General features: G+C 43.3%; 21 protein-coding genes and 2 tRNA genes. 22 read left to right on the top strand and 1 reads right to left on the bottom strand.

Translation table 11 applies throughout. From position 1 onward, the window contains the following. Window positions 1–176 precede the first annotated feature (176 nt). From ACTQ3V_RS10125 to ACTQ3V_RS10020, 22 genes are all read left to right on the top strand, one after another. Window positions 177–1,445, top strand: a complete 1,269-nt coding sequence (locus tag ACTQ3V_RS10125; RefSeq protein WP_441467390.1) for an ArsB/NhaD family transporter — start codon at window positions 177–179, stop codon at window positions 1,443–1,445. Between the two features lie 34 nt (window positions 1,446–1,479). Next, window positions 1,480–1,947: a hypothetical protein gene (locus ACTQ3V_RS10120; RefSeq protein WP_441467389.1), complete on the top strand. Its 468-nt coding sequence runs from the start codon at window positions 1,480–1,482 to the stop codon at window positions 1,945–1,947. 292 nt (window positions 1,948–2,239) lie between these two features. Continuing rightward, on the top strand, window positions 2,240–3,466 hold the full coding sequence (locus tag ACTQ3V_RS10115) for a cation:proton antiporter (RefSeq protein WP_441467388.1): 1,227 nt from the start codon (window positions 2,240–2,242) through the stop codon (window positions 3,464–3,466). A 145-nt stretch (window positions 3,467–3,611) separates the two neighbouring features. Continuing rightward, window positions 3,612–4,451: a hypothetical protein gene (locus ACTQ3V_RS10110; protein ID WP_441467387.1), complete on the top strand. Its 840-nt coding sequence runs from the start codon at window positions 3,612–3,614 to the stop codon at window positions 4,449–4,451. Window positions 4,452–4,473: 22 nt separating this feature from the next. Further along, window positions 4,474–4,830, top strand: coding sequence for an arsenate reductase family protein (locus ACTQ3V_RS10105; RefSeq protein WP_441467386.1), 357 nt, complete (start codon window positions 4,474–4,476; stop codon window positions 4,828–4,830). A gap of 50 nt (window positions 4,831–4,880) precedes the next feature. Continuing rightward, window positions 4,881–4,969: transfer RNA gene (locus ACTQ3V_RS10100), tRNA-Ser, on the top strand. Window positions 4,970–5,003: 34 nt separating this feature from the next. Beyond that, a tRNA-Ser gene (locus ACTQ3V_RS10095) sits at window positions 5,004–5,094 on the top strand. Between the two features lie 396 nt (window positions 5,095–5,490). Next, window positions 5,491–6,375, top strand: coding sequence for a glucose-1-phosphate thymidylyltransferase RfbA (gene rfbA / locus ACTQ3V_RS10090; RefSeq protein WP_441467385.1), 885 nt, complete (start codon window positions 5,491–5,493; stop codon window positions 6,373–6,375). 13 nt (window positions 6,376–6,388) lie between these two features. Further along, complete coding sequence (rfbC, locus tag ACTQ3V_RS10085; RefSeq protein ID WP_441467384.1) at window positions 6,389–6,943, top strand: dTDP-4-dehydrorhamnose 3,5-epimerase; 555 nt, start codon at window positions 6,389–6,391, stop codon at window positions 6,941–6,943. 2 nt (window positions 6,944–6,945) lie between these two features. Further along, window positions 6,946–7,959 (top strand): dTDP-glucose 4,6-dehydratase, encoded by a 1,014-nt coding sequence (rfbB, locus tag ACTQ3V_RS10080; RefSeq protein ID WP_441467383.1) that lies wholly within the window; start codon window positions 6,946–6,948, stop codon window positions 7,957–7,959. A gap of 19 nt (window positions 7,960–7,978) precedes the next feature. Continuing rightward, complete coding sequence (locus tag ACTQ3V_RS10075; protein WP_441467382.1) at window positions 7,979–8,914, top strand: glycosyltransferase; 936 nt, start codon at window positions 7,979–7,981, stop codon at window positions 8,912–8,914. Window positions 8,915–8,928: 14 nt separating this feature from the next. Then, a complete protein-coding gene (rfbD, locus tag ACTQ3V_RS10070) occupies window positions 8,929–9,780 on the top strand; it encodes a dTDP-4-dehydrorhamnose reductase (RefSeq protein WP_441467381.1) in 852 nt (283 codons plus the stop codon). Beyond that, window positions 9,777–11,225 (top strand): ABC transporter permease, encoded by a 1,449-nt coding sequence (locus ACTQ3V_RS10065; protein WP_441467380.1) that lies wholly within the window; start codon window positions 9,777–9,779, stop codon window positions 11,223–11,225. Before rfbD ends, ACTQ3V_RS10065 begins: the two co-directional genes overlap by 4 nt. An 18-nt stretch (window positions 11,226–11,243) precedes the next feature. After that, window positions 11,244–11,969 (top strand): ABC transporter ATP-binding protein, encoded by a 726-nt coding sequence (locus ACTQ3V_RS10060; RefSeq protein WP_441467379.1) that lies wholly within the window; start codon window positions 11,244–11,246, stop codon window positions 11,967–11,969. Window positions 11,970–11,978: 9 nt separating this feature from the next. Next, window positions 11,979–14,801 carry a glycosyltransferase gene (locus ACTQ3V_RS10055; RefSeq protein WP_441467378.1) on the top strand — a complete coding sequence of 941 codons (2,823 nt, stop codon included), beginning with the start codon at window positions 11,979–11,981 and terminating at the stop codon, window positions 14,799–14,801. Next, complete coding sequence (locus ACTQ3V_RS10050) at window positions 14,794–16,785, top strand: ArnT family glycosyltransferase (RefSeq protein WP_441467377.1); 1,992 nt, start codon at window positions 14,794–14,796, stop codon at window positions 16,783–16,785. The genes ACTQ3V_RS10055 and ACTQ3V_RS10050 overlap by 8 nt, the downstream gene beginning before the upstream one ends. Before the next feature lie 167 nt (window positions 16,786–16,952). Continuing rightward, window positions 16,953–18,926, top strand: a complete 1,974-nt coding sequence (locus tag ACTQ3V_RS10045) for a hypothetical protein (RefSeq protein ID WP_441467376.1) — start codon at window positions 16,953–16,955, stop codon at window positions 18,924–18,926. Window positions 18,927–19,134: 208 nt separating this feature from the next. Next, window positions 19,135–20,247: a DegT/DnrJ/EryC1/StrS family aminotransferase gene (locus tag ACTQ3V_RS10040; protein WP_441467375.1), complete on the top strand. Its 1,113-nt coding sequence runs from the start codon at window positions 19,135–19,137 to the stop codon at window positions 20,245–20,247. A 41-nt stretch (window positions 20,248–20,288) separates the two neighbouring features. Continuing rightward, window positions 20,289–21,095, top strand: a complete 807-nt coding sequence (locus ACTQ3V_RS10035) for an acyltransferase (RefSeq protein ID WP_441467374.1) — start codon at window positions 20,289–20,291, stop codon at window positions 21,093–21,095. 25 nt (window positions 21,096–21,120) lie between these two features. Then, window positions 21,121–21,540 (top strand): sugar 3,4-ketoisomerase, encoded by a 420-nt coding sequence (locus tag ACTQ3V_RS10030; RefSeq protein ID WP_441467373.1) that lies wholly within the window; start codon window positions 21,121–21,123, stop codon window positions 21,538–21,540. Next, complete coding sequence (locus tag ACTQ3V_RS10025) at window positions 21,533–22,480, top strand: glycosyltransferase family 2 protein (RefSeq protein ID WP_441467372.1); 948 nt, start codon at window positions 21,533–21,535, stop codon at window positions 22,478–22,480. The genes ACTQ3V_RS10030 and ACTQ3V_RS10025 overlap by 8 nt, the downstream gene beginning before the upstream one ends. Further along, entirely contained in the window at window positions 22,473–22,910 is a 438-nt protein-coding gene (locus ACTQ3V_RS10020) for a GtrA family protein (RefSeq protein WP_441467371.1), read from the top strand. Before ACTQ3V_RS10025 ends, ACTQ3V_RS10020 begins: the two co-directional genes overlap by 8 nt. A 434-nt stretch (window positions 22,911–23,344) precedes the next feature. Here ACTQ3V_RS10020 and ACTQ3V_RS10015 read toward each other — a convergent pair whose 3' ends face one another. Next, on the bottom strand, window positions 23,345–23,467 hold the full coding sequence (locus tag ACTQ3V_RS10015; protein ID WP_441467370.1) for an ATP-binding protein: 123 nt from the start codon (window positions 23,465–23,467) through the stop codon (window positions 23,345–23,347). Between the last annotated feature and the right edge of the window lie 141 nt (window positions 23,468–23,608).

The following is a 23,608-nucleotide window of genomic DNA, read 5'->3' as shown; positions in this document are numbered from 1 at the left end:
GTGTAAAGAAAAGGATGGGATTTCGTGCTAAATAACAAAAACTTTGGTTGCAAGACCCTGCAAATCAGGGGGAATTGAACATTGCAAACCCGCGAAAACCGGGAGTATAATATGTCGTAAAAACAATTTGAAGGCGCGCACGCATGTATGGCGTGGCGCGGGGAAGGGGAAAGAAAATGAATACCATGCAAATCCTTTCCGTCGTGGTCTTTTTAATCGTCATGGCCGCGATTGTGACGGAAAAAGTGCATCGCACAGTAGCGGCGGTTGCAGGTGCGGTGGTGCTGGTTTTTCTGCATGTGCTCACGGTGGACGATGCGGTCGGCTACATAGACTTCAACACCATCGGCGTGCTCATCGGCATGATGTTGTTTGTTGCCGTAGTGCGCAACTCCGGGTTGTTTGAGTATGTGGCGATCAAGGCCGCAAAGATCGCGGGAGGTAACCCGTGGAAAATCATGCTGCTGTTTGTCATCATTACGGCAGTGCTGTCGGCCTTCCTGGACAACGTGACCACAGTCCTGCTGGTTGGCCCGATGACCATTGCCATCACGGGCATTCTGGGGCTGAACCCCATACCGTTTCTGATTACGCAGATTCTGGCTTCCAATATCGGCGGTACGGCGACCCTCATCGGTGACCCTCCGAATATCATGATCGGTTCGCAGGCCGGACTGAGTTTTATGGATTTTGTGCTCAATACCGGTCTGGCGGTTATCTTTATTATGATTGCGGTTTGCCTGTGCTTTTATCTTCTGTACGGCCGCAAGATGGTTGTAGAGCCGGATAAGATGTCGGCGGTCATGCAACTGGACGAAAAGAAGTCCATTGTGGACCACTCGCTGCTGGTCAAGAGCGTGGTCATGATTTGTCTGGTTGTGGTGGGCTTTGTTTTCCACTCTTCGCTCGGCGTGGACTCTTGCATTATTGCGCTTGCAAGTGCTACAATAATGTTGTTAATTGGTAAGCAGGACACAGAGGAAATTGTGCTGGGTGTGGAATGGTCGACCATCCTGTTTTTCACCGGCCTGTTTGTTGTTGTCGGCGGTATGGTACAGACCGGCGTTATCACGGCGCTGGGCGGCGCGCTGGTTGCGGTCACGGGAGGCAACACAACGCTGCTGATGGTGTTGATCCTGTGGGGATCGGCGCTGTTCTCATCTTTCCTGGATAACATCCCGTTCGTTGCGACCATGATTCCGCTGATTCTGTCAATGCAGGCGGATGGCATGAATGTTTCCGCGCTGTGGTGGGCGCTGTCTCTGGGCGCGTGCCTGGGCGGCAATGGTACGCTCATCGGCGCATCGGCTAACGTGGTGCTGTCCGGCATTTCGGCCAAGCATGGGCATCCGATCACCTTTGCACGGTATCTGCGGGTTGGTTTCCCGATGATGCTGCTTTCGGTTGCTATTTCTACTGTTTACCTGCTGATTCGCTTTCATTGATGCGTGACAGGGAAAGAAGGAAGGAAATCATATTATGATAACGAGCAGTTTTTCCGGTGATATCATCAATGTATCACTGCGTCAGATCGGCGCTACCTCCATCAAGGAAGTGCGCAACGGGATTATGTATATTGCCAAGTTCCAGTTGGATGATGAGATTTGTGTGACGTATGTATTCAATGTGTCCAAGCGGGACAAATATTATTTGCAACGCGTTGAGCCGTATCCCATCTCCTACGGGGATTTTGAGGGCGAGAGCGAAGTGGTGGAATTCATCAGCCGCGACATCCGCAAGTTCCGCAATGCGATGCAGTCGCATAATTTCCCCAAGTTCTTGGAAACGGCCAATGTGATGGTGCAGCTGTCGCACGCGATTGAGCTGCTGTTCCTCGAGCGCAATGTGTCGGCGGAGGATATGGAGGGCTTACAGCAGTGCTTGGCGGCAGGTATCGAGAAAATCAAGGAAATCCGGGAACATTCACCTAAGGTGGAACAGCAATAGCGAATTCAGACCGGTCGAAGGGCGTCTTGCAGAGCAGCAGCCTGCAAGGCGCCTTTTTTGCATACAGTACGAAAGATGCGGTGCGGTCGCTAACGTGGTCGCAGGCGAGAAAAAGTACAAAAAAGCGGAAAAATAGTCTAAAATGTGAGAGGTGTGTATTTTATCACCAAAAAGCGAGAATGCTTTTTGTACAAATCAACGGCTGTATTTTTCAATAACATACTGGTTGAATTAGAAAAAAGTTGTATAATGGTAGATGTTCTTTTATTACAATGAGAGGGGCGGTATCGCTGTGTCATATGATTTTCTTCTGACGATTGCGATTATCATGCTGTTCACCAAAATCTTCGGTCTGACCTCGGAGCGAGTGCATATGCCGCAGGTTGTTGGCGCGCTGGTCGCTGGTGTGCTGGTAGGGCCGAGCGGCTTTGCGTGGGTGGGCGAGACGGATTTTCTGGTGAAAGCAGCGGAGATCGGCGTCATTATCCTGATGTTCAACGCAGGTCTGGATACCGATTTGGAGGAGCTGAAAACCACCGGCTTTGCGTCCTTTGTGATCGCGGTCATCGGTGTGCTGGTGCCGCTGGCGGGCGGCATAGGATGTTACCTGATTTTCAGAAGTGAGCCGGCAGACCCCTTGAATATGCTCAAGGCGGCCTTTATTGGCGTAGTGCTGACCGCAACCTCGGTATCGATTACCGTAGAAACGTTGCGCGAGATGGGCAAGCTGAAAAGCAAGGTCGGCACGGCGATATTGGGTGCGGCAGTCATTGACGACATTCTCGGTATTGTGGTGCTGACAGTGCTGACTGCGTTTACCGACCCGTCTGTGCAGCCGCTTCTGGTGTTCGGGCGGATCATCGGTTTTTTCATCTTTGTTTTTGTGGTCGGACTGGTGGCGAACAAGGCGTTTATCAAGATGGAGCAGCGGTGGCACAAGCATCGACGTATTGCCATCTACGCGCTGGTATTTGCCTTTTTGATGAGCTACATCGCGGAGGCACTCTTTGGCATTGCCGATATTACGGGCGCGTATTTCGCCGGTATCGTCATGTGCAATATTTCGGATACGCGCGACTATGTGGCCAGCAAAACCAATGTACTGGGCTATATGCTGTTTTCGCCGCTGTTCTTTGCGTCAATTGGTATCAAGACCAATCTGGATGGTTTGACAGGTAATTTGGTGCTGTTTGCGGTGGTGCTGACGATTGTGGCCATCCTGTCTAAAATCATCGGCTGTGGTCTGGGTGCGCGGATGATGGGATTCCAGATGTACGACGCAATTTCCATTGGCTTGGGTATGGTTTCCCGCGGTGAGGTCGCGCTGATTGTGGCGCAAAAGGGTGAGCAGGCGGGACTGATCAATTCCGAAATGTTCCCGGCAATCGTTTTGGTGGTTATTGTTACTACGCTGGTCACGCCGATTTTGCTGAAGTTCGGCATGAAGCGTCATACGCCAGCGAATACGGAATTTTCTGCCCTTGAGGCGGAGAAAATGCCCAAGGCGAGCCGGCATTAACCGGCACAAGAGGAATATCATTGCAAGCAGGCAGCTCTTTTCGGTATTGCAGGCCGGAAAGAGCTGTTTTTATACCGTTGCTTGAAGAGCGGAGCGGTATGTGGTATACTCATTTTGTATGTCAAAGACCTCTGGAGGGAACGGAATGAAACAAACAAAGATATTGCCGGTTCTGGCGATTGTGCTGTGTCTGCCGGGTGTGGTGGTGCGCGCGCTACATATGCTGAACGGCTTTGATATTGGAACGGGCCTGCCTGCGGCCGGCGACGCATGGGTATGGTATTTTACCGCGCTGCTGGTTGTGGCTGCGGTGGCATATGCCGTACTGAGTACACCTCTGCGCGCGGCAAACGATATGTCGTTTGAACGGCTTCTGGGTACGCAAAGCGCGGGTTTTCGTATGGCGGCGGTGATTTCCGGTTTGTTGCTTTTGGTCGGCGGCGTGGGGTATCTCTATCTGACGGTGACAACCGGAGAGGAGGACGCTGCCGGTTGGGCGAAGGCGTTGGAAATGGTATATGCAGTGGTTACCGTACTGTGCGGCGCGTGTGTCATCGGGTTGGCTAAGGCACAAGGAAACGAAATGACCAAGCAGTCCGCCAAACTGACGTTGGTGCCGCTGCTGTGGAGTTGTTTGCATTTGCTCGTCAATTATCGCATGACCTGCGTCGATCCCAAGATGGCGTCTTTTGCGTTCGGCCTTGTGGCGGACGTGATGCTGGTGCTGGCGTTTTACCATCTGGCGCGCCTGCTATATGGCAAGCCGCATCCGGCGTGGCTGGCTTTTTTCAGCGCGGTGACAACGACGATGGCAGTGTCCGATCTGGGCGGCTACGGTCTTGCCCGTCTGATGGGGGTGACGACGCCCGAGTGGTCGGGAAAAATGGTGCTGCGCGGCTGCCTGTCGGTGGCGGCCTGCATCTTACTGGCGACGGAGCTGTTTGTGTTATGCCGCGACCATAGCACCACAGATATATCGGAATAAACAGATGGAAAGGAAGAATAGCATGCTGTTTCTTTGTTATCCCAAGTGTTCGACCTGTCAGAAAGCCAGAAAGTGGCTGGAGGAGCAGGGGATTTCGTATGATGAGCGCGACATTAAGCTGAACAATCCGACGGAAGAAGAACTGCGGACGTGGTACGCGCACAGCGGCCTGCCCCTCAAACGATTTTTCAACACCAGTGGATTGCAGTACAAGGCGTTGGGGCTGAAGGATAAGCTGCCAAGCATGAGTGAGGAGGAGCAGTTGGCGCTGCTCGCAACCGACGGCATGCTGGTCAAGCGTCCCTTGCTGGTGGGCGAGGATTTTGTGCTGACCGGCTTTAAACAAGCAGAATGGGAACAATTGCTCAAAAAAGATTGACAAAGTGAAAAACGAATGGTATAATTATTCTTGCTTATCGGGCAAGATACGGAGCGGTATCGAAGTGGTCATAACGAGGCGGTCTTGAAAACCGTTTGTCCGAAAGGGCGCGTGGGTTCGAATCCCACCCGCTCCGCCATTCGCTTGTTTCGGCGGAAGCTTCAATTTCATATGGAGACGTACCCAAGCTGGTGAAGGGGCTCCCCTGCTAAGGGAGTAGGTCGGGAAACCGGCGCGAGAGTTCAAATCTCTCCGTCTCCGCCAAAAAAACGCACTTTTCAGATTTTGAAAAGTGCGTTTTTTATGCCCCGGAACAACGATAAATGACGAATTTGGGAATTATTTCATGATGCTTACGGGATTTTCCTTGGCAGAAACCTTGCTATATGATCAGAAATGATGATCTGATAGCCGGAAAGTTGATAACATCGGTTGGCAGGGATGGCAGAATAAAGTGAACCAAATTGCTTGCAAAATGCAGGCGTTTGTAGTATTATTTTAATGGTTATATGCGTTTCTGTTTGGTGAAAGTGCACATTTTTGAAATTTTTTGAGCTTGCGCTCAATGTGCTGTGGTGGACGGAAAATGTGGAAGTACGGATATATGAATAAAATTGTAAAAACAGATAGAAATAATGCAAAAAAGGAAGGCGGGATCAGATGAAAGGGATTGTATTGGCGGGTGGAAGCGGGACCAGATTGTATCCGCTGACGATGGTGACGAGTAAACAACTGCTTCCGATTTACGATAAGCCAATGGTGTACTATCCGCTGTCCACTCTGATGCTGGCAGGGATTCGGGATATTTTGATTATCTCTACGCCGACCGATCTGCCGAATTTTGAGCGGTTGCTGGGTGACGGCAGCCGGTATGGGATTCATCTTTCTTATAAAGTGCAGCCCTCGCCGGATGGTTTGGCACAAGCGTTCACCTTGGGGGAAGAATTCATCGCGGGTGATTCGTGCGCGATGGTGCTGGGGGATAATATTTTTTATGGAGCCGGTCTGGGGAAACGTCTGCAAACTGCGGTGCGCAATGCGGAGAATGGACAGGCGACGGTATTCGGATACTATGTTAATGATCCAGAACGGTTTGGTATTGTGGAATTTGATGAGGCTGGCCACGTCATTTCGGTCGAAGAAAAGCCCAAGCAGCCAAAATCAAACTATGCCATTACGGGTTTATATTTTTATGATAATCGGGTTGTCGGACTGGCCAAGCAGGTCAAGCCTTCGGCACGAGGCGAATTGGAGATCACCGATCTGAACAGGATGTATCTGGAAGCTGGCGATCTGAATGTTCAATTGCTGGGCCGCGGATATGCGTGGCTGGATACAGGTACGATGGATACACTGGTTGAAGCGGCAGAATTTGTGCAGGTAATTGAGAATCGACAGGGAATTATGATTTCCGCGCCGGAGGAAATTGCGTATCGGAACGGATGGATTTCGGATCAGAAGCTGCTGCAGTCAGCTGATACTTATGGAAAATCGCCGTATGGAGAGCATTTGCGGCGTGTGGCAGACGGAAAAATTCAGTATTGAGGAGAAAAAGAGAATGAAATTGACAAAAACCAAATTGGATGGCGTTGTGATTTTGGAGCCGGATGTATTTGGGGATCATCGCGGTTTTTTTATGGAGAGCTGGTCCAAGCGTAAGATGGAAGAGGTGGGGCTGTACTATGATTTCGTGCAGGATAACCATTCGTCCTCGACGGTCAAGGGTACGCTGCGCGGCATTCATTTTCAGCGTGGAGACAAGGCGCAGGCCAAGTTGGTGCGTTGCACAAGTGGTGTAGTGTTGGATGTGGTGGTTGATTTGCGTCCGTCGAGCCAGACATACAAGCAGTGGGTTGCGGTAGAGCTTTCGGCGGAGAATAAGAAGCAGCTTATGATTCCACGTGGGTTTGGGCATGGCTTTGTGACACTGACTGATCATGTGGAATTTTTGTATAAGGCGGATAACTATTATGCGCCGGAAGCAGATGGCGGTATTCGCTGGAATGATCCGGAGCTTGGCATTGACTGGGGCGTGACTGAGCCCGTGCTGTCGGCTAAGGACAGCGCTTCGCCGTTTTTGAAGGATGCTGTAACAGGTTTTGAGGAGTGGTGAAAATGAAAGTTTTAGTAACTGGTGGTGCTGGCTTTATCGGTGGTAACTTTGTACACTATATGCTGCGCGAGCATCCGGAGGATGAGATTCTTTGCGTGGATGCGCTGACCTATGCGGGCAACATGGAAACACTCGCACCGGTGATGGATAACCCGCACTTTAAATTCGTCAAGGCAGATATTGCAGACCGTGAAGCGATTTACGGTATCTTCGAGCAGGAAAAACCGGATATTATTGTGAACTTTGCGGCGGAAAGCCATGTGGATCGCTCAATCGAAAACCCGGCGATTTTCTTGCAGACCAATGTGATGGGTACGCAGGTGCTGCTCGACGCCTGCCGTAAGTATGGCATCCAGCGGTATCATCAGGTTTCCACCGACGAGGTGTATGGTGATCTGCCGCTTGACCGGCCTGATTTGTTTTTTACCGAGGAAACACCGATTCATACTTCCAGCCCGTATTCGGCATCTAAGGCATCAGCAGATCTGCTGGTGCAGGCATATCATCGCACATTTGGTGTGCCGGTGACCATTTCTCGCTGCTCCAACAACTACGGTCCGTATCACTTCCCGGAGAAGCTGATCCCGCTGATGATTGCCAACGTGTTGAATGATAAGCCGCTGCCGGTCTATGGTGATGGCAAGAACGTTCGCGATTGGCTGTATGTTGAAGATCACTGCTCGGCAATCGATTTGATTATTCGCAATGGGCGTGTTGGTGAGGTATATAATGTCGGCGGTCACAACGAAAAGACCAATTTGGAGGTTGTGCAGCTGATTATCGCGGCGCTGGGCAAGGGCGAAATTCAGTTTGTCCGTGACCGCGCTGGTCACGATCGTCGCTATGCAATTGATCCGACCAAGATCCATAACGAGCTGGGTTGGCTGCCGAAGACCAAGTTTGAGGACGGCATTCAGAAGACTATCGAGTGGTATCTGGATAACAAGCCGTGGTGGGAGAACATCATTTCGGGAGAGTATCAGAATTACTATGAACGGATGTACGGAAAGCGATAAGCCACTGATTTCCATTGTGATGGCGGTATATGAACCGAATTTACAGTGGTTTCGAGAACAACTTGAGTCGCTAGAAGCACAGACCTATCCGAATCTGGAATTGCTTGTGATTGACGACTGTTCTCCGACGGTGCCGTTTGAAACGGTGCAGCAATATATTGCGGAAAGCATCCGTTCGTTCCCATATCAGGTGCAGCGCAACGAGGAAAATCTCGGCTCCAACGGCACCTTTGAGAAATTGACGCAGCAGGCGCGTGGGAAATATATCGCGTATTGCGATCAGGATGATGTGTGGCTGCCTGAGAAATTGGAAATTTTACAGAAAACAATTGAGCAGACCGGCGCAAAGCTGGTCTGCTCAGATATGTATATCATTGACGGGCAGGACCGTCAGACAGCAGACAGTATTACAAAGGTTCGGCGGAATCACGTGTTTCACTCTGGAGAAAATTTGGCAGAAGGATTGCTGTTTCGCAATTTTGTGACGGGATGCACGATGTTGATACGGGCAGAGATCGCATGGCAAGCGATTCCATTTTGTCCGTTTATGGTACACGATCATTATCTTGCCCTATATGCTGCTTTAAATGGCTCGGTTCAGTCAGTGATGCGGCCATTAATACAATATCGAATTCATGGGAATAATCAAACAGGAGTTTTAGCGGGTGTGACAGATAAGGATTCGTATTTTCGTCTTCGCATTCAAGAAGCAATCAACAAAATGCTTTGGCTGAAAAAGCATGTTGCACTGCCAATCGCGGTAGAAAATGAACTTGCGCAGGGAATGGAGTGGCTACAGGCAAGGGCAGATCATTTTCACGGTATCCGAGGAACAGTGAAAACGATTTGGAAATATCGTAGCTATGGTCCTGTTACTTCGCTGTTTGAAATCGTAGCAACGGTTTTCCCCGAACGATTATTCATGTTTTTCATTGGACTAAAACAAAAGATGTGATTAGGGGTGTAGAAATGAAAATATTGGTAACCGGTGTGGGCGGCCAGCTTGGCTATGATGTGTGCAAGGTATTGGATGCGCGTCAGGTTGAAAACAAAGGCGTTGACCTTGTGGATTTTGACATTACGGATGCAGAAGCAACACGAAATTATATTGTAACTTATCATCCGGATGCGGTGATTCACTGCTCCGCTTGGACGGCGGTTGATAAGGCGGAGGACGAATTGGATACGGTGCGTGCGGTAAATACGGAAGGGCCGCGCAATATTGCGGCGGCTTGTAAGGAGATCGGCGCAAAAATGCTCTATCTTTCGACTGATTATGTTTTTCCGGGAACAGGGGATCAGTTTTATGAGCCGGAAGACCTGACTGGACCACTCGGAGCATATGGCGCGACCAAGTTGGGAGGCGAGTTGGCAGTCAAGCAATTATTGGATCAGTACTTCATCGTGCGAATTTCTTGGGTGTTTGGCAAAAACGGAAATAATTTCATTAAAACAATGCTGCGGTTGGCAGAAACCAAGAACGAAATAAATGTAGTCTGCGATCAGATTGGCAGCCCGACTTATACGGCTGATTTGGCGCCGCTGCTTTGCGATATGATTATGACGGATAAATATGGCACGTATCATGCCACAAATGAGGGGATCTGCTCCTGGGCAGAGTTTGCGGAAGAGATTTTCCGGCTTGCAGGAAAACAGGTCAAGGTGAATCATATCTCGACAAGTGAGTATCCCACTCGTGCGGTGCGGCCGCTTAACTCACGAATGAGTAAGGATAAATTGGAACAAGCAGGATTTGCGAGACTGCCGCATTGGAAAGATGCATTACAGCGATATTTAAAGGAGATAGAATCAGATCAATGAGTATTCAATCCTTGAAAAAAGGCTGCCGAATTGCTGTGGTGGTTTATATCGTGCTGGCGGTTGCCTTCTATTTGATTGGCGGGGAACAATTTCACTATCGTGATAATGAGACAGATATGCTGGCGGCAATGACTCCGATAGGTGAAATCACAGCGGACACGGTAGTGACACAGCAAATTTCGGTAGAAGGGGGTCAATTGACAGGGTTGACTTTTGCTAATGCCACATATGCACGACAAAATAGCGGTGTTCTACAGATTGAGGTACTGTCGGAAGAACAGGTGCTGGCGAGGAAAACCGTTGACATTGCGAGCATGACTGATGGCGGAGAAATTGTGCTGACTTTTGATCCGATTCTGTCCATTCCGTCTGGTATTGCGCAAATTCGCATCACAGCCCCGCAAAGTGCACCAGGGAACGCTGTGACTCTATATAGTAGCAATGCGATGTCCACGGCACGGGCGCAAGTAGAAGTCGGAATAGATCCGGAGGATCTGGTTTATGTAAACGGCGTAGCATTAGAGGGTGCATTATGTATGCAGGTACGAAGCCGGGAAAATCTATGGTTTGGTGATTATTATTGGTATATCGCAGGCGTTGGTTTGCTTGTTGTGTTGCTATATTGTGCCCATCTTATCCGTGGATTGCAGCGTGGGAAGCGAATGTTGGCAGTGAATGTGTGCGTTGCATTCTCTAAGTATCGCTATTTGATAAAGCAGCTGGTTGCACGCGATTTCAAGACCAAATATAAGCGTTCGGTTTTGGGTGTCCTGTGGAGCTTTTTGAATCCGTTGCTGACGATGCTGGTGCAGTATGTTGTTTTTTCAACGCTTTTTAAATCAGATATTCCGAATTTTCCGGTTTATTTGCTGACCGGCATCGTATGCTTCAGCTTTTTTAACGAAGCAACCTCTATGTCATTGAGTTCCATCGTAGGCAACGCATCATTGATTACAAAGGTGTATGTGCCTAAATACATTTATCCATTGACACGAGTGATGTCCTCAACCATTAACTTTGGCCTATCACTTGTTCCATTATTGTTAGTTTTGTTAATTACAAGAACACTGATTCGTCCGTCGCTTTTACTATTGCCCTTTGGTGTTGGATGCCTCTTTGCGTTGTCATTGGGCATTGGTATGCTGCTCGCGGCGATGATGGTGTTTTTCCGTGACACCCAGTTCTTGTGGGGTGTAGTGAGCATGCTGTGGATGTATGCAACTCCGATATTCTATCCGGAAAGCATCATTCCAAACAATTTTATGACGCTATATAAAATGAATCCACTATATCACATCATCCGCTTTATTCGCATTGTGTTGATGGACGGTGTTTCTCCGGAACCGAAAGCATATCTTCTGGCGATTGTTGCCTCGTTTGTTCCGTTGCTGATTGGTGCGTTTGTATTTAAGAAGACGCAGGATCGCTTTGTGCTCAATATTTAAGATTAAGGTGTAATATTCATGATAATTCGTGCAAAAGATATTTCCATGCGCTATTTGATGACATATGATCGAATCCAAAGCATCAAGGAGTACGTGGTGCAGTTGATTAAGGGCAAGATCAAATACGAAGAGTTTTGGGCGCTCAAAGATATCAACTTTGAAATTCAAAAAGGGGAAGTAGTTGGTATCATTGGTCATAATGGTGCTGGAAAATCTACCTTGTTAAAGGTGATTTCCGGCATTCTTAAGCCGACTAGCGGAGAACTTGAGGTTCATGGAAATATCGTTCCGATGCTCGAACTTGGAAGCGGTTTCGATCATGATTTAACAGGCCGAGAAAATATTTTTTTGAATGGAGCTATTCTGGGTTATGAGGAAGAATACTTAAAAGAAAAATACGAAGAAATTGTGGCATTTTCTGAGTTAGGTAAATTTATTGATGTGCCAATCCGTAATTATTCTTCTGGTATGTTAATGCGCCTTGCGTTTTCGATTGCGACGGTAGTACAGCCAGAAATCTTGATCGTGGACGAGATTCTGGCGGTGGGTGATGCTGCATTTCAGGAAAAAAGCAAAGCTCGCATGTTGGAACTTATGAGTGGCGGTACAACCGTGCTTTTCGTTTCCCATAGCTTAGATCAAATTCGGGAAATGTGCGACCGGGTGATCTGGTTGGAGCATGGAAATATTAAGATGATCGGAGAAACACAAATAGTTTGCGATGGCTACCAGTCTGTTGGATGAGGTGTAACAATGAGTGAAATCTATAACGAGGAATACTATCATAGTGGATGTGGTCCCATTCCTTATGAAGAATCTGAGCATTGGAACAAATTTTTTGGGATGATTGCTGAACGTATCGTGTCGGATTTGCATCCGAAGAGGGTTTTAGATGCAGGTTGTGCAATGGGCTATTTGGTTGCGGCACTTCGAGATCGAGGTGTAGAAGCGTATGGGCTTGATATCTCTGAATATGCTATTTCGATGGTTCGCGATGACATAAAACCATACTGCATGGTAGGCACATTGACGGAAAAAATCCCGGAGGAATTGCCAAAGCATTTTGATCTTGTCGTGACTATTGAGGTATTAGAGCATTTATATGCGGAGGATGGACAGAAAGCCATCGCAAATCTTTGTACACTTGCTGATACAGTTTTGTTTTCGTCTACACCGGATGATTTTGAAGAGCGTACGCACATAAATGTTCAGCAGCGGGAATACTGGGCGCGATTATTTTTTGAACAAGGGTTTGTTGATGATATTAATTATCGGCCACGGTATTTAACATATCACGCATCTTTGTTTCGCCGTAGCAACAATATAAGTCGTTTGGTACAAGATTATGAGCGAAATATTCGCATGACAGAGCATGAGCACATAAAGTCAATTGCGGAGTGGAAGAAAGTGGTCGATGATAAAGAAACACATATCCGCAATATTGAAGCGCATCTCCATAATTCGGAATTGGCGATTAATGAAATGACCGATTTGTTACGAATAGAGCGAGAAGAGGCAGCTGCAAAACTTGCGGAGGAACAGGGGAGACTGCAACGGGAGCAAGAAAAATTCCAGAAGGAGCGAGAAAAAGCCCGTAAAGAATTGGAGCAAACAAAAGGGGAACTGGATCATTATATGCAGCATTATCATGCTGCGATTGGGCAACGTGAAGACTTAAAGATGCAATTGGCTGAAATGCAAGCAGCCTATAATGTTATTTCGAATGCATTTTTTTGGAAAATCACAAAGCCTTTCCGTGTTATTGTAGATCTGATTAAATGTCCACTGCGAAAAATTCGTTTTTTTCGTATAGTAAATAAAGGGGTGCGATGCTACAAGGAAAATGGATTTCGATATACATGGCGAAAAGTAAAAAATAAAATACATCATAGGCAGGAATATGCCGAAACTGCAAGAAAATCATTATTTACAAAAGCAGAACTTGAGGCGCAGAGACAAGAAAAATTTCCTAAGGATATTAAGTTCAGTATTGTTGTGCCTCTTTTTAATACTCCTGAGAAATTTCTACGTGAAATGATTCAGTCTGTAATTGATCAAACATATCAGAATTGGGAACTTTGCATGGCTGATGGAAGTGATGTAAAGCATGGAAGTGTAGAAAAAATATGTCGCCAATATATGAAAAAAGATGCTCGCATCAAGTTTCGAAAATTAGAAAAGAACTTAGGCATATCTGAAAACACTAATGCTTGTCTGGAGATGGCCTCAGGGGAGTATATTGGGCTTTTTGATCATGATGATTTACTTCATCCAGCAGCACTACATGAGGTTATGCATGCTATTTGTGAGCAAAATGGGGATTTCATTTACACAGATGAAAATACATTTCATGAGCAACCGAAAGATGCATTTTGTCCACATTTTAAGCCGGATTATGCCCCTGATACTTTGAGAAGCTATAATTATATTTGTCATTTTTCTGTGTTTAGCAAAAATCTTCTGGATGAAGTCGGATGGTTTAGAAGTGAGTTTGATGGAAGCCAAGATTATGATCTTATTTTGCGCTTGACAGAGGAAGCAAAACGTATTGTTCATATTCCAGAAATCCTATATTATTGGCGCGCTCATAGTGGCTCGGTGGCAGAGAATGTAAGCGAAAAACCGTACACATTGGATGCGGCAAAAAAAGCATTGGCAGAGCATCTGGAACGTTGCCATTTGCGAGGACATGTGGAAGATTCTGTTATTCCCTCTACATACAAAATTGTGTATGAAATACACTCTAGTCCATTGGTTTCCATTATTATTCCGAATAAGGATCATATAGATGAACTTAAAAAGTGCATTGACTCAATTTCGAACAAAACAAGTTATGATAATTACGAAATCATTGTTGTTGAAAATAATAGCACAGAAACACAAACTTTTCAGTATTATCAAGAAGTACAAAAAGATAAACGCATAAAAATCGTAAACTGGGAAGGGATATTTAACTATTCTGCTATTAACAATTATGGTGTCCAAAAAGCGGCAAGTGGTGAATATGTTTTACTTCTTAATAATGATATTGAAGTGATTACACCAGATTGGATTCAGGAAATGCTGATGTTTGCACAACGTAAAGATGTTGGAGCTGTTGGGACAATGCTGTATTATCCGGATAACACTGTGCAGCATGCCGGTGTGATTCTCGGAATTGGTGGTGTTGGAGGTCATTCCCATAAATATCGCGGTAGAGGAGATTACGGATACATGAGTCGTATGACAATTGCTCAGAATCTGTCTGCTGTCACAGCGGCATGTATGATGATTCCACGGCATGTCTGGGATAAAGTAGATGGATTAGATGAGAGCTTCGCTGTTGCGTTTAACGATGTGGATTTGTGTATGAGGATTAGAAAAGCGGGCTATTTAATTGTATGGACACCTTATGCGGAACTGTACCATTATGAATCTAAAAGCAGAGGCTTGGAGGATACGCCGGAAAAAAAGAAACGTTTTGAGGGTGAGGTTTTACGATTTCAAAACAGATGGAAAAAAGAGTTGGCGGCAGGAGATCCTTATTATAATCCCAATTTGACTCTGGATCGGGAGGATTTTACAATAAATGGTTAAAAAAATAAAAGCTTCATTCAGTGAGAATAAGCTATTTATACATGCGGCATTACTTTTACTAGGTGCTATTTTAGCATGGAATATCATTGGGGTCTTAGGCCAACTAAGATGGTGGGGCAGTGCTTCACTTAAAGACTTTGATTTTCCAAGCTCTAATTTATCTATAAGTGGATATGATGTTCAGAATAATAGATACACTAATACAGTGGGAGATGCCAACATAGAATTTGGAAATATAGATGGATACGTAGGTAATATTCGGTTTGTTTTTGCCCAACCGCTAGAGCAGGAGATAGAAATCAGCATTTATTATGCTGAAAGCACACATGGATATAGTGAAAAAAATAAAGTTACACAGATTGTAGCGGCTCAAAGTACCGAAGCTATAATAGAAGTCGGCTTCAATGTAACCACATGTCGAGCAGATATAGGAACAACTGCAGGGGAAATATTCTATTTAGATAAAATTATTGTTAACGATAGTTCCTATAAATATTTATTAGTTCTCAAGCAACTAAAAAACATGATATGGGAGATATTGCTTGCTAGTGTGCTTGTAATTGCTATTCGCGGCATCAAAATTGAAAAGTCGATCGAAACAGGGAAATGGGTTGTTTATCTAAAAGATTCAGATGTAGAAATCGCTAAGAAAATATTACTCATTTTTGTTTTGTTTGTGGTGTATTTCAATGTTGCAGCAAATTTGCCGATTGATATGGCTCCAGATGAGTATATGCGAGATGATGTACCATTTTGGATGTATGAGCACAATGCACTACCGATTGGTAATGAACCTGAACTATTAAATAATGTTTGGGGATTTTCATATGCTTTTATGCCATATTTGCCATCTATCATTGCTTACATGTTCATGAAGATGTTTTCAATTGTGAATGCTTCAACTGAAGCTTTGCAGCTTGCGATGCGCTCTGTTAGTATTTTTTCCGGTTTAGGTTGCGTATTCTTTAGCTTAAAATTGGGAAGATACTTATTTAAAAATAAATTAGCTACATATTTGTTAGCGATATCAATTGGATTCTTGCCACAGATCGTATTTCTTAGTGGATATTTAAATAATGACATTTTTTCATTGATGACATGCATGGCAATATTGTACTATTTAGTTTCTGGACGCGCTGAACATTGGCCAATACAAAAATGTGTAGGGCTAGCTGTTTCGATTTCGGCATGCCTACTCACGTATTATTTTGCATATGGCTGGATCATAATTAGCATACTGTTTTGCATTGATTCATGTTTGCGCGATAATTCTATCTTAGATAAAAAAAGCTTTATAATTAAGCGAATACTTTTAGTTGCGGTCATCGTGTTCATATTGGCGGGATGGTATTTTATCAGAAACGCAATGATATATGATGGCGATTTTCTTGGCATTAAGGCATCTCGGGAATGTGCGGAGGCATATGCAGCAGCAGGGCACGATGTATATATCTCGGTTTCACCCAGAGATCAAGGCTTGGACTTGTCGACAATACTTTTTCCATGGTTTTTATCTACATTCAATAGTTTGATTGGTGTTTTTGGATATATGAATATACCAATGCAGCAATATATGTATTATCTCTATTATTCAATTATCTTGATTGGAATAATTAGTTATGCTTTTTGGTTGATAAAGTGCCGTAGGGATAAATTACTTAGTATAAGTTTAATCGTAACATTTATTTGTCCTATTGTATTTAGTCTTTTCCAATCTTATACCATGGGATATCAGGCGCAAGGAAGATATATTATTTCTGCGTTACCAGCTATTATGATTTTTATGATTCAGGGATATGAGGGGTTATTCTGTTTTTATCATGCGCATTTTAAAAAATATAAGAGTGGGATAACAAAATTGCAAGACTCAAATATCGAGGAACCGTTTTTCGCCACAAGTGGATATATATGTTTGATTTTGGTATGGATCTTTGCGTTTATACATGTTTATATATCTATAATTCACGGTCAATTGATACCTTAAAATAAAAATATTATGGCAATCACATATTTCTTTTGAAAATAAATAGGCTTAATGCGTCAAACCATCCAAGTGCTTTGGACAGTTTGATGACTGTAGTGAGTAGAGGAAGGAGCATTATATTGGGTTCCAGCTTGATAAAACCTACAAATTTTTTGTTGAGAAGAGCCATGAGCCTTATCATTTCCATATTAATATTCGTTTGTGGCTATTTGGTGGTATCGCATCATTATACAAGACAAATTTCTTTATCTGTCTGGCCATTTGCGCAATCAAAAGAAATTGAAAATATCGACCTTTTTGAGATTATATATAATAATTCGGAGGGAATAAGTGAGCTAGGGGATAGTTATCGGATTTACGAAAGCGGCAATGGGCAGCTAAAGATACCGGTAGCCAAACAGGCAGAATACCTAGAAATTGAGGCAGAAATACTTGAATACGCCAATGTTCTGAGTAATATCGTGTGGTTTGATTCGAATAATCAGGCAATCTCCCAGCAAACGACACATATAACAGATAAAATAAATATTTTAGAAATTCCAGACAAGGCTTCATGTGTTGTTATTGATGTCAATACAACAGCTGGTACACAGGCCACCATTCGCTTCAAAGAAATATCGAGTCACTTAGGATATCCAGAAACAGATAGGTTAACATTATTGACCATTATATTTACACTACCGTATATTATTTGGTGCTGGATCTATTTTGTATTTCAAAAAGTTAAATCTATTGTTTTTGACCCTCGATACCGCACCAAAAAGTCAGTAGCATTTATATATGTATTTTTTATTATTTTGACATATATTCACACGTTTTACACTACAAAATATTATTACGATGCGGCAAACTACAATGCATTATCTGACGCTATTTTTGCAGACGGAAGAGTTAGTTTATCACCATTATACGGCAATTTGAGGGGATACGTTTTTCCTTTGCTCATTGCATTGGCAAAAAATATTTTCGGTGGATTATTTGGGAATCCGTTTTTTTCCTACTATCTTGTTGCTGCGCTGGTGTATGCATTTTTATTTTCATGTATCATTCCGACTTTTTTTGAAAAAATATTTGGCTATAAGACATCCGCATTTTCGTGTGTGTTGCCATCTGTTTTGTTGTTGGCATTCTGGGGAAAGCAGATCATTTTTATATTGAGCGATTTGCCTGCGGCGTTCTGTGTTCTGGCAGCTTTTTTGCTAATATTAACTTTGAATGAAACCTCAATATTATTCAAAGCAAGCGTTATCTCATTTTTCATAGGTGTTTTAACATATGCTGCATACAACATTCGAACAATGTATATTTTTCTTTTTGTATTGGTTCCCTTCATCGTTGCCTATAAAAACTGGAATAAAAGAGCGAAATTTGTATTAATTTGTTTGCTAATGTTGCTGCTTGGGGTTTTATGCGCAGGTATGCCTCAAGCGTGGATTAATATGCAAACGGATGGTTCGTATAGCATTTTGGTGAATACAGGAGAAAGCGGAGGACTATTTACATCGCAATTACAATGGGGATTATCAGTTCAAAGATATGAAACTTATGTAGGCCTTGGGGAAACGCCATATCCAGGAGTTGCATTTGGGGATAATGTTGGGCAGTACATGTTAACTCACTATTTTAACGGATCGGTTGGGACGATAGGTGCATATTTTAAACAGGCACTGTTGCATCCTCTTTGGTTCGTGGGAGTATATTTTAGGCATTTTATCAATGCATTAAATCATTGCTACCCTGATACATATATTGAATTTCTTGGGGAATCTATGATGCTCATATCAGTAATATGCTATTCTCTATGGTTTATGTTGCCTCTAGGAGGATATTTAAATTATAGATCGAAGGCAAATACAAGCGAGAGTATGACTCATATGCTTTCTGGCTTAATGAACTGGTTCAAGAATAGAGGAATATATATTATAGCCATTCTTTTTTCATCGCTGGTCAGTATAATTGGAGCCCTGGAAATTAGATTCTTCATTTTGGGTTATATTTTATTGTACTATTACATCTGCATGGGAATAGATTATAGTTCCGTCTGGAACAGATATAAATCAAAATTTCCATGCATCATACTTATATATGCATTAGGTCTTATGGTATGTATCTCATTATGGCCAGTGCCGCCGCGCATGTGATGGATATATATTTCGAAAGCTGATGGAGAAATAGAAAGGGAATACACGACTTTAAATATTAATGTAAAAAATAATTTTTTATGCTGCAATAGTTTGCATGCCAAGCTTATTTAGAAAAATATATATCTTTAAATGGATCAATTTACGAGTTATTTGAAGCAGTTTAATTAATTGCAGGATAAAGCTAAGTAAAAGGAGATATAGTAATATGAACATTATGCCAAACAATTTAAAACGTCAATATGATCTTCATGCGCCGGAATATGAAGCCAAGGCACTTGAAGTGCTGCGGAGTGGATGGTATATTCTTGGAAACGAAGTGAAAGCGTTCGAACAGGAATGGGCGAAATATATTGGTGTAAAACATTGTGTTGGTCTTGCCAGTGGCTTGGATGCTCTTTGGATGAGCTTTCGAATTTTAGGTATTGGAGAGGGGGATGAGGTTATTGTCTGCTCCAATGCGTATATTGCGTGTGTGATGGGTATCTCTATGAACGGTGCCACTCCAATTTTTGTAGAACCGGATCAATACGATAATATAGACGCCGAAAAGATCGAATCCGAAATCACTGATCGGACCAAGGCCATTTTAGTTGTGCATCTCTATGGACAGTCTTGTGACATGACCCGGATCATGGAAATTGCTAAAAGATATGCTCTTCGTGTTGTAGAAGACTGCGCGCAGAGTCACGGAAATCACTGGCATGGACAAACTGTGGGCACTTTTGGCGATATTGGATGTTTCAGTTTTTATCCCAGCAAAGGATGTGGAGCATTTGGTGATGCTGGCGCAATTGTCACGGATGATGAGGAAATTGCAGATAAATTTCGTGTATTTCGCAATTATGGAAGTCGTGTGCGTTACCAAAATGAAGTAGTAGGTGCAAATAGTCGATTGGATGAATTGCAGGCTGGCCTTTTACGTGTAAAACTTCAATATTTGGATCAGTTTAATGAAGAAAGATGTCGCATTGCGGAGAAGTATACAAAAAGTATTAAATCTGCGAATATAGTTTTGCCGCAAATACGTCCGGGAGCAGATTCGACATGGCATCAATACGTCATCCATGTGAAAAACGGTCAGCGTGATGATCTTGCAAATTATTTGAAGGAAAAAGGAATTGGGACGATAATACACTATCCTATTCCGCCTCATTTGAGCAAAGCATATCAATATTTAGGTTACAAAAAAGGAGACTTTCCCATTGCAGAGGAATATGCAGACGAGGTTTTAAGCCTACCAATGTATAATGGGATGACGGATACAGAACAATCGTATGTTATTGAGTGCATTAATGACTGGGAATCTAGCATTTGTTGATGAAAACAAAGTTTATAAAGTTATAAGGGAGGTAATAAGAGATGGGAAAAAATCAGAGAATTGCCGATTCCGCTATTATTAAGGAAAATGTTTTTATTGGCAATAACGTTGTGATTGAAGAAGATGTTTATATAGATATTGGTTGTATTATACGAGACAATGTTCATATTGGAAAAGGAACATATGTTGGATCGAGATGCATACTAGGCGAGTATTTACAAGATTTTTATGCTGACAAAAGTAATAAGGCTCATCCACTCGAGATAGGAGCTTTTTCTATTATTCGTAGCGAGACGATAATCTATGGCGATTGCACGATTGGGGATAACTTCCAAACAGGCCATAGAGTAACAATTAGAGAACATGCTTCAATTGGGACACATGTCAGTATCGGTACCCTATCTGATATACAAGGCTTTTGTCAAATTGGAAATTATGTTAATATGCATAGTAATGTTCATATATCGCAAAAGAGTAAAATTCATGACTACGTCTGGATATTTCCATATGTGGTCTTAACCAATGATCCACAACCACCTTCAGAACAATTAGCTGGTGTAGAAATTGAAGAATTTGCAGTCATTTCAACAGGATCTATTTTACTTCCAGGCGTGCATATTTATAAAGATGCATTAGTCGGCGCGGGTGCTCTTGTGACCAAAGATGTTCCTCAAGAAACAGTTGTTTTTGGGAATCCTGCTAGACCGCATGGATCAGTTAAAGACATACACACGAGCAGCGGTGAGCGAGTATATCCATGGAGATATTCTTTTGATAGAAAAATGCCTTGGAATGGAATTGGATATGATGCTTGGAAGAAACAGAGTACAACTAAACTTGACTTGTAACAAGTAATGAGGGTGGAGGATAAATATGGGATATGTCAATGATGTAAATGTTTTGCAGTTTAAACAAAACGGTGATCAAAGAGGACATTTAGTCGTAGTGGAAGGAAATAAGGATATTCCCTTTTCAATTGCGAGGATTTTCTATATTTACGGGTCAGATCGTGAGGTCGTACGTGGATGCCATGCCAATCGACGATCTGAGTTTGTATTAATTAACGTAAGCGGCACTTCAAAAGTGAAGGTTATGGACGGTAAAGCGGAAAAAGTTATCGTGTTGGACAAGCCACATATGGGGGTATATTTGCCCGAAATGGTTTGGAAAGAAATGTATGATTTTTCTGAAGATTCGGTTCTTCTGTGTATTGCCAGCGAGGTCTATGACCCTAGCGAATACATACGTGACTATGCAGAATATTTAAAAGAAATTGGGATGAAAGATGAATAAATTATCTATTATTATTCCTGTTTATTACAATGAACTGAACTTGCAACCACTTTATGAAGATATCAGGAAAAAAATCATCAATACCATTGATTTTGAATATGAAATTATTATGGTTGATGATGGATCGGAAGATCATAGCTGGGATATGATTCAGAATCTGATAAAAGTTGATTCTAATATCAAGGGTATTCGTCTTTCCAGAAATTTTGGCAGCCATGCGGCTATTCTTTGTGGTTTGTCTCATGCCACAGGGGATTGTGCAGTTATAAAGGCGGCAGATTTGCAAGAACCCACTGAACTACTGTTAGAAATGTATGAGTATTGGAAACAAGGTAATAATGTGGTTTTGGCTGTTCGTGAAGATCGAGCAGATAAGTCGTTTTTTTCTGAGCTTTATTACTGGCTGACGCGAAAGGTCGCATTGCCTAAAATGCCAGAACACGGCTTTGATGTATTTCTGATTGATCGAAAGGTTATTGATGTACTGGAACGGTTGGATGAGAAAAACAGTGCTATTACAGGGCAGATCCTTTGGAGTGGTTTTAAAACAGCCAAAATAAACTATGTACGCAGGGAAAGAAAAATCGGTAAAAGTCGTTGGACATTGAGAAAGAAAATTCGATTGGTTTCGGACACCCTTTTTAGCTTTTCTACGGTTCCTATATCCTTCGTCACTACCATCGGTTTTTTATCTTGTGTGGGTTCTCTGTTATGGGCGATTATTGTTTTTATCACCAAGTTGACAATGGGAATCAATACAGAGGGCTTTACCACTTTGTTTATTTTTCAGCTGTTTAGTTTTGGAGTTGTTATGATGACACTAGGGCTGCTAGGCGGGTATTTATGGCGAACCTTTGATGCTAGTCGCAACCGTCCCGTATATATTATTGAAGAACAAACGCCCGAGCGAGAAAGCGCGGAGGATAAGCAGAATGGATAAGAGGTCAACAGAAAAAAAATTTTGCGCCCCTGTTCCTTTTGTATCGCAAATCGTTAAGTTTGGCCTGGTAGGCATTTTGAATAACATTATTTGCCTTTTAGTGTATTACCTTGTTATAGCAATCGATGCAAAATTATATTTACTTGGCAATGCTTTGGGATTTATCGTCAGCACATTAAATGCATATTTCTTAAATAGCCGATTTGTATTTTGTCCAGCAACGAAAAAAGAAATACCCAAAGGTTCGCTTGTCAAAACTTATTTAACCTATATGCTTTCGCTCTGCATTAGTACGTGCTTATTGTTCTTGCTTGTGGATATTATGGGGATTTATGAAAAGGTAGCTCCTATCATTTCATTGATGATTACGGTTCCACTAAATTTCGTGCTAAATAAACTATGGATTTACAGAAGACACGATGCAAAATAATAGAGAATACTCTTGCTTCATATCTGAATCTTAGAAAAGGGCTATATCTAAATATCTACCTGAAGTTTCATGAAGATAATATTGATAGTCCAGAAATGGCATATAAAATTAGCTTTTGTCGCATTGGTAAATATAAATTTGGTACATTTGGGTTTGAGGATGATTTTGTGGTAACCAAATTTTTTTAGGAATTTCATGATTTTTTTTCTGATGTAAAATTGCTTTATGCTTGAATATAGTTGCAATTAGTGTAACAAAGTAAATGTGCGTACGCCGGACCAAAACTACACCTTGACCGTTGGTAGTCCGACACCCTGACCGCGTAAAACAGGCACCTCCACCGCTGGTTTGACACCGACACAATGGTGCACCAATTCGGCAGAAATGGTGCACGGCGGCCGCAGGCGTGGTGCATCGGTCCGCTATGCCGGAAATTACTCTGGGATGCCCTTACGCTTGCGCATGGATTCCCCCTCAATCTGGATGGTATAGGCGTTGTAGATGATCCGGTCACAAATGGCGTCAGCCAGAGTCGGGTCTATAGGCTCTCGTGCCACTCGCTGGTGTCGTACTAGGAGCAGAAGATGGTGGTGCTGTCAAGAATTATGCGCAAAAATGTTTGCAGATTCTGGCTGAATGAGGTCAGCCGGCAATAGAGACGTCTTCCAGAGCCGCCTCCAAGTGCTTCATATTCATGT

The organism is Candidatus Agathobaculum pullicola (assembly GCF_052117205.1).
GTDB lineage: Bacteria > Bacillota > Clostridia > Oscillospirales > Butyricicoccaceae > Agathobaculum > Agathobaculum pullicola.
This window is presented reverse-complemented; position numbering and strand designations above follow the sequence as displayed.

Excerpts from the sequence above, each read along its gene's own strand:
- rfbB (WP_441467383.1), top strand. The coding sequence starts at position 6,946 with ATGAAAGTTTTAGTAACTGGTGGTGCTGGCTTTATCGGTGGTAACTTT.
- ACTQ3V_RS10045 (WP_441467376.1), top strand. The coding sequence starts at position 16,953 with ATGAGCCTTATCATTTCCATATTAATATTCGTTTGTGGCTATTTGGTG.
- ACTQ3V_RS10065 (WP_441467380.1), top strand. The coding sequence starts at position 9,777 with ATGAGTATTCAATCCTTGAAAAAAGGCTGCCGAATTGCTGTGGTGGTT.
- ACTQ3V_RS10025 (WP_441467372.1), top strand. The coding sequence starts at position 21,533 with ATGAATAAATTATCTATTATTATTCCTGTTTATTACAATGAACTGAAC.
- rfbA (WP_441467385.1), top strand. The coding sequence starts at position 5,491 with ATGAAAGGGATTGTATTGGCGGGTGGAAGCGGGACCAGATTGTATCCG.
- ACTQ3V_RS10105 (WP_441467386.1), top strand. The coding sequence starts at position 4,474 with ATGCTGTTTCTTTGTTATCCCAAGTGTTCGACCTGTCAGAAAGCCAGA.
- ACTQ3V_RS10120 (WP_441467389.1), top strand. The coding sequence starts at position 1,480 with ATGATAACGAGCAGTTTTTCCGGTGATATCATCAATGTATCACTGCGT.
- rfbC (WP_441467384.1), top strand. The coding sequence starts at position 6,389 with ATGAAATTGACAAAAACCAAATTGGATGGCGTTGTGATTTTGGAGCCG.
- ACTQ3V_RS10020 (WP_441467371.1), top strand. The coding sequence starts at position 22,473 with ATGGATAAGAGGTCAACAGAAAAAAAATTTTGCGCCCCTGTTCCTTTT.
- ACTQ3V_RS10050 (WP_441467377.1), top strand. The coding sequence starts at position 14,794 with ATGGTTAAAAAAATAAAAGCTTCATTCAGTGAGAATAAGCTATTTATA.
- ACTQ3V_RS10030 (WP_441467373.1), top strand. The coding sequence starts at position 21,121 with ATGGGATATGTCAATGATGTAAATGTTTTGCAGTTTAAACAAAACGGT.
- rfbD (WP_441467381.1), top strand. The coding sequence starts at position 8,929 with ATGAAAATATTGGTAACCGGTGTGGGCGGCCAGCTTGGCTATGATGTG.
- ACTQ3V_RS10035 (WP_441467374.1), top strand. The coding sequence starts at position 20,289 with ATGGGAAAAAATCAGAGAATTGCCGATTCCGCTATTATTAAGGAAAAT.
- ACTQ3V_RS10110 (WP_441467387.1), top strand. The coding sequence starts at position 3,612 with ATGAAACAAACAAAGATATTGCCGGTTCTGGCGATTGTGCTGTGTCTG.
- ACTQ3V_RS10125 (WP_441467390.1), top strand. The coding sequence starts at position 177 with ATGAATACCATGCAAATCCTTTCCGTCGTGGTCTTTTTAATCGTCATG.
- ACTQ3V_RS10055 (WP_441467378.1), top strand. The coding sequence starts at position 11,979 with ATGAGTGAAATCTATAACGAGGAATACTATCATAGTGGATGTGGTCCC.
- ACTQ3V_RS10075 (WP_441467382.1), top strand. The coding sequence starts at position 7,979 with ATGGCGGTATATGAACCGAATTTACAGTGGTTTCGAGAACAACTTGAG.
- ACTQ3V_RS10060 (WP_441467379.1), top strand. The coding sequence starts at position 11,244 with ATGATAATTCGTGCAAAAGATATTTCCATGCGCTATTTGATGACATAT.
- ACTQ3V_RS10040 (WP_441467375.1), top strand. The coding sequence starts at position 19,135 with ATGAACATTATGCCAAACAATTTAAAACGTCAATATGATCTTCATGCG.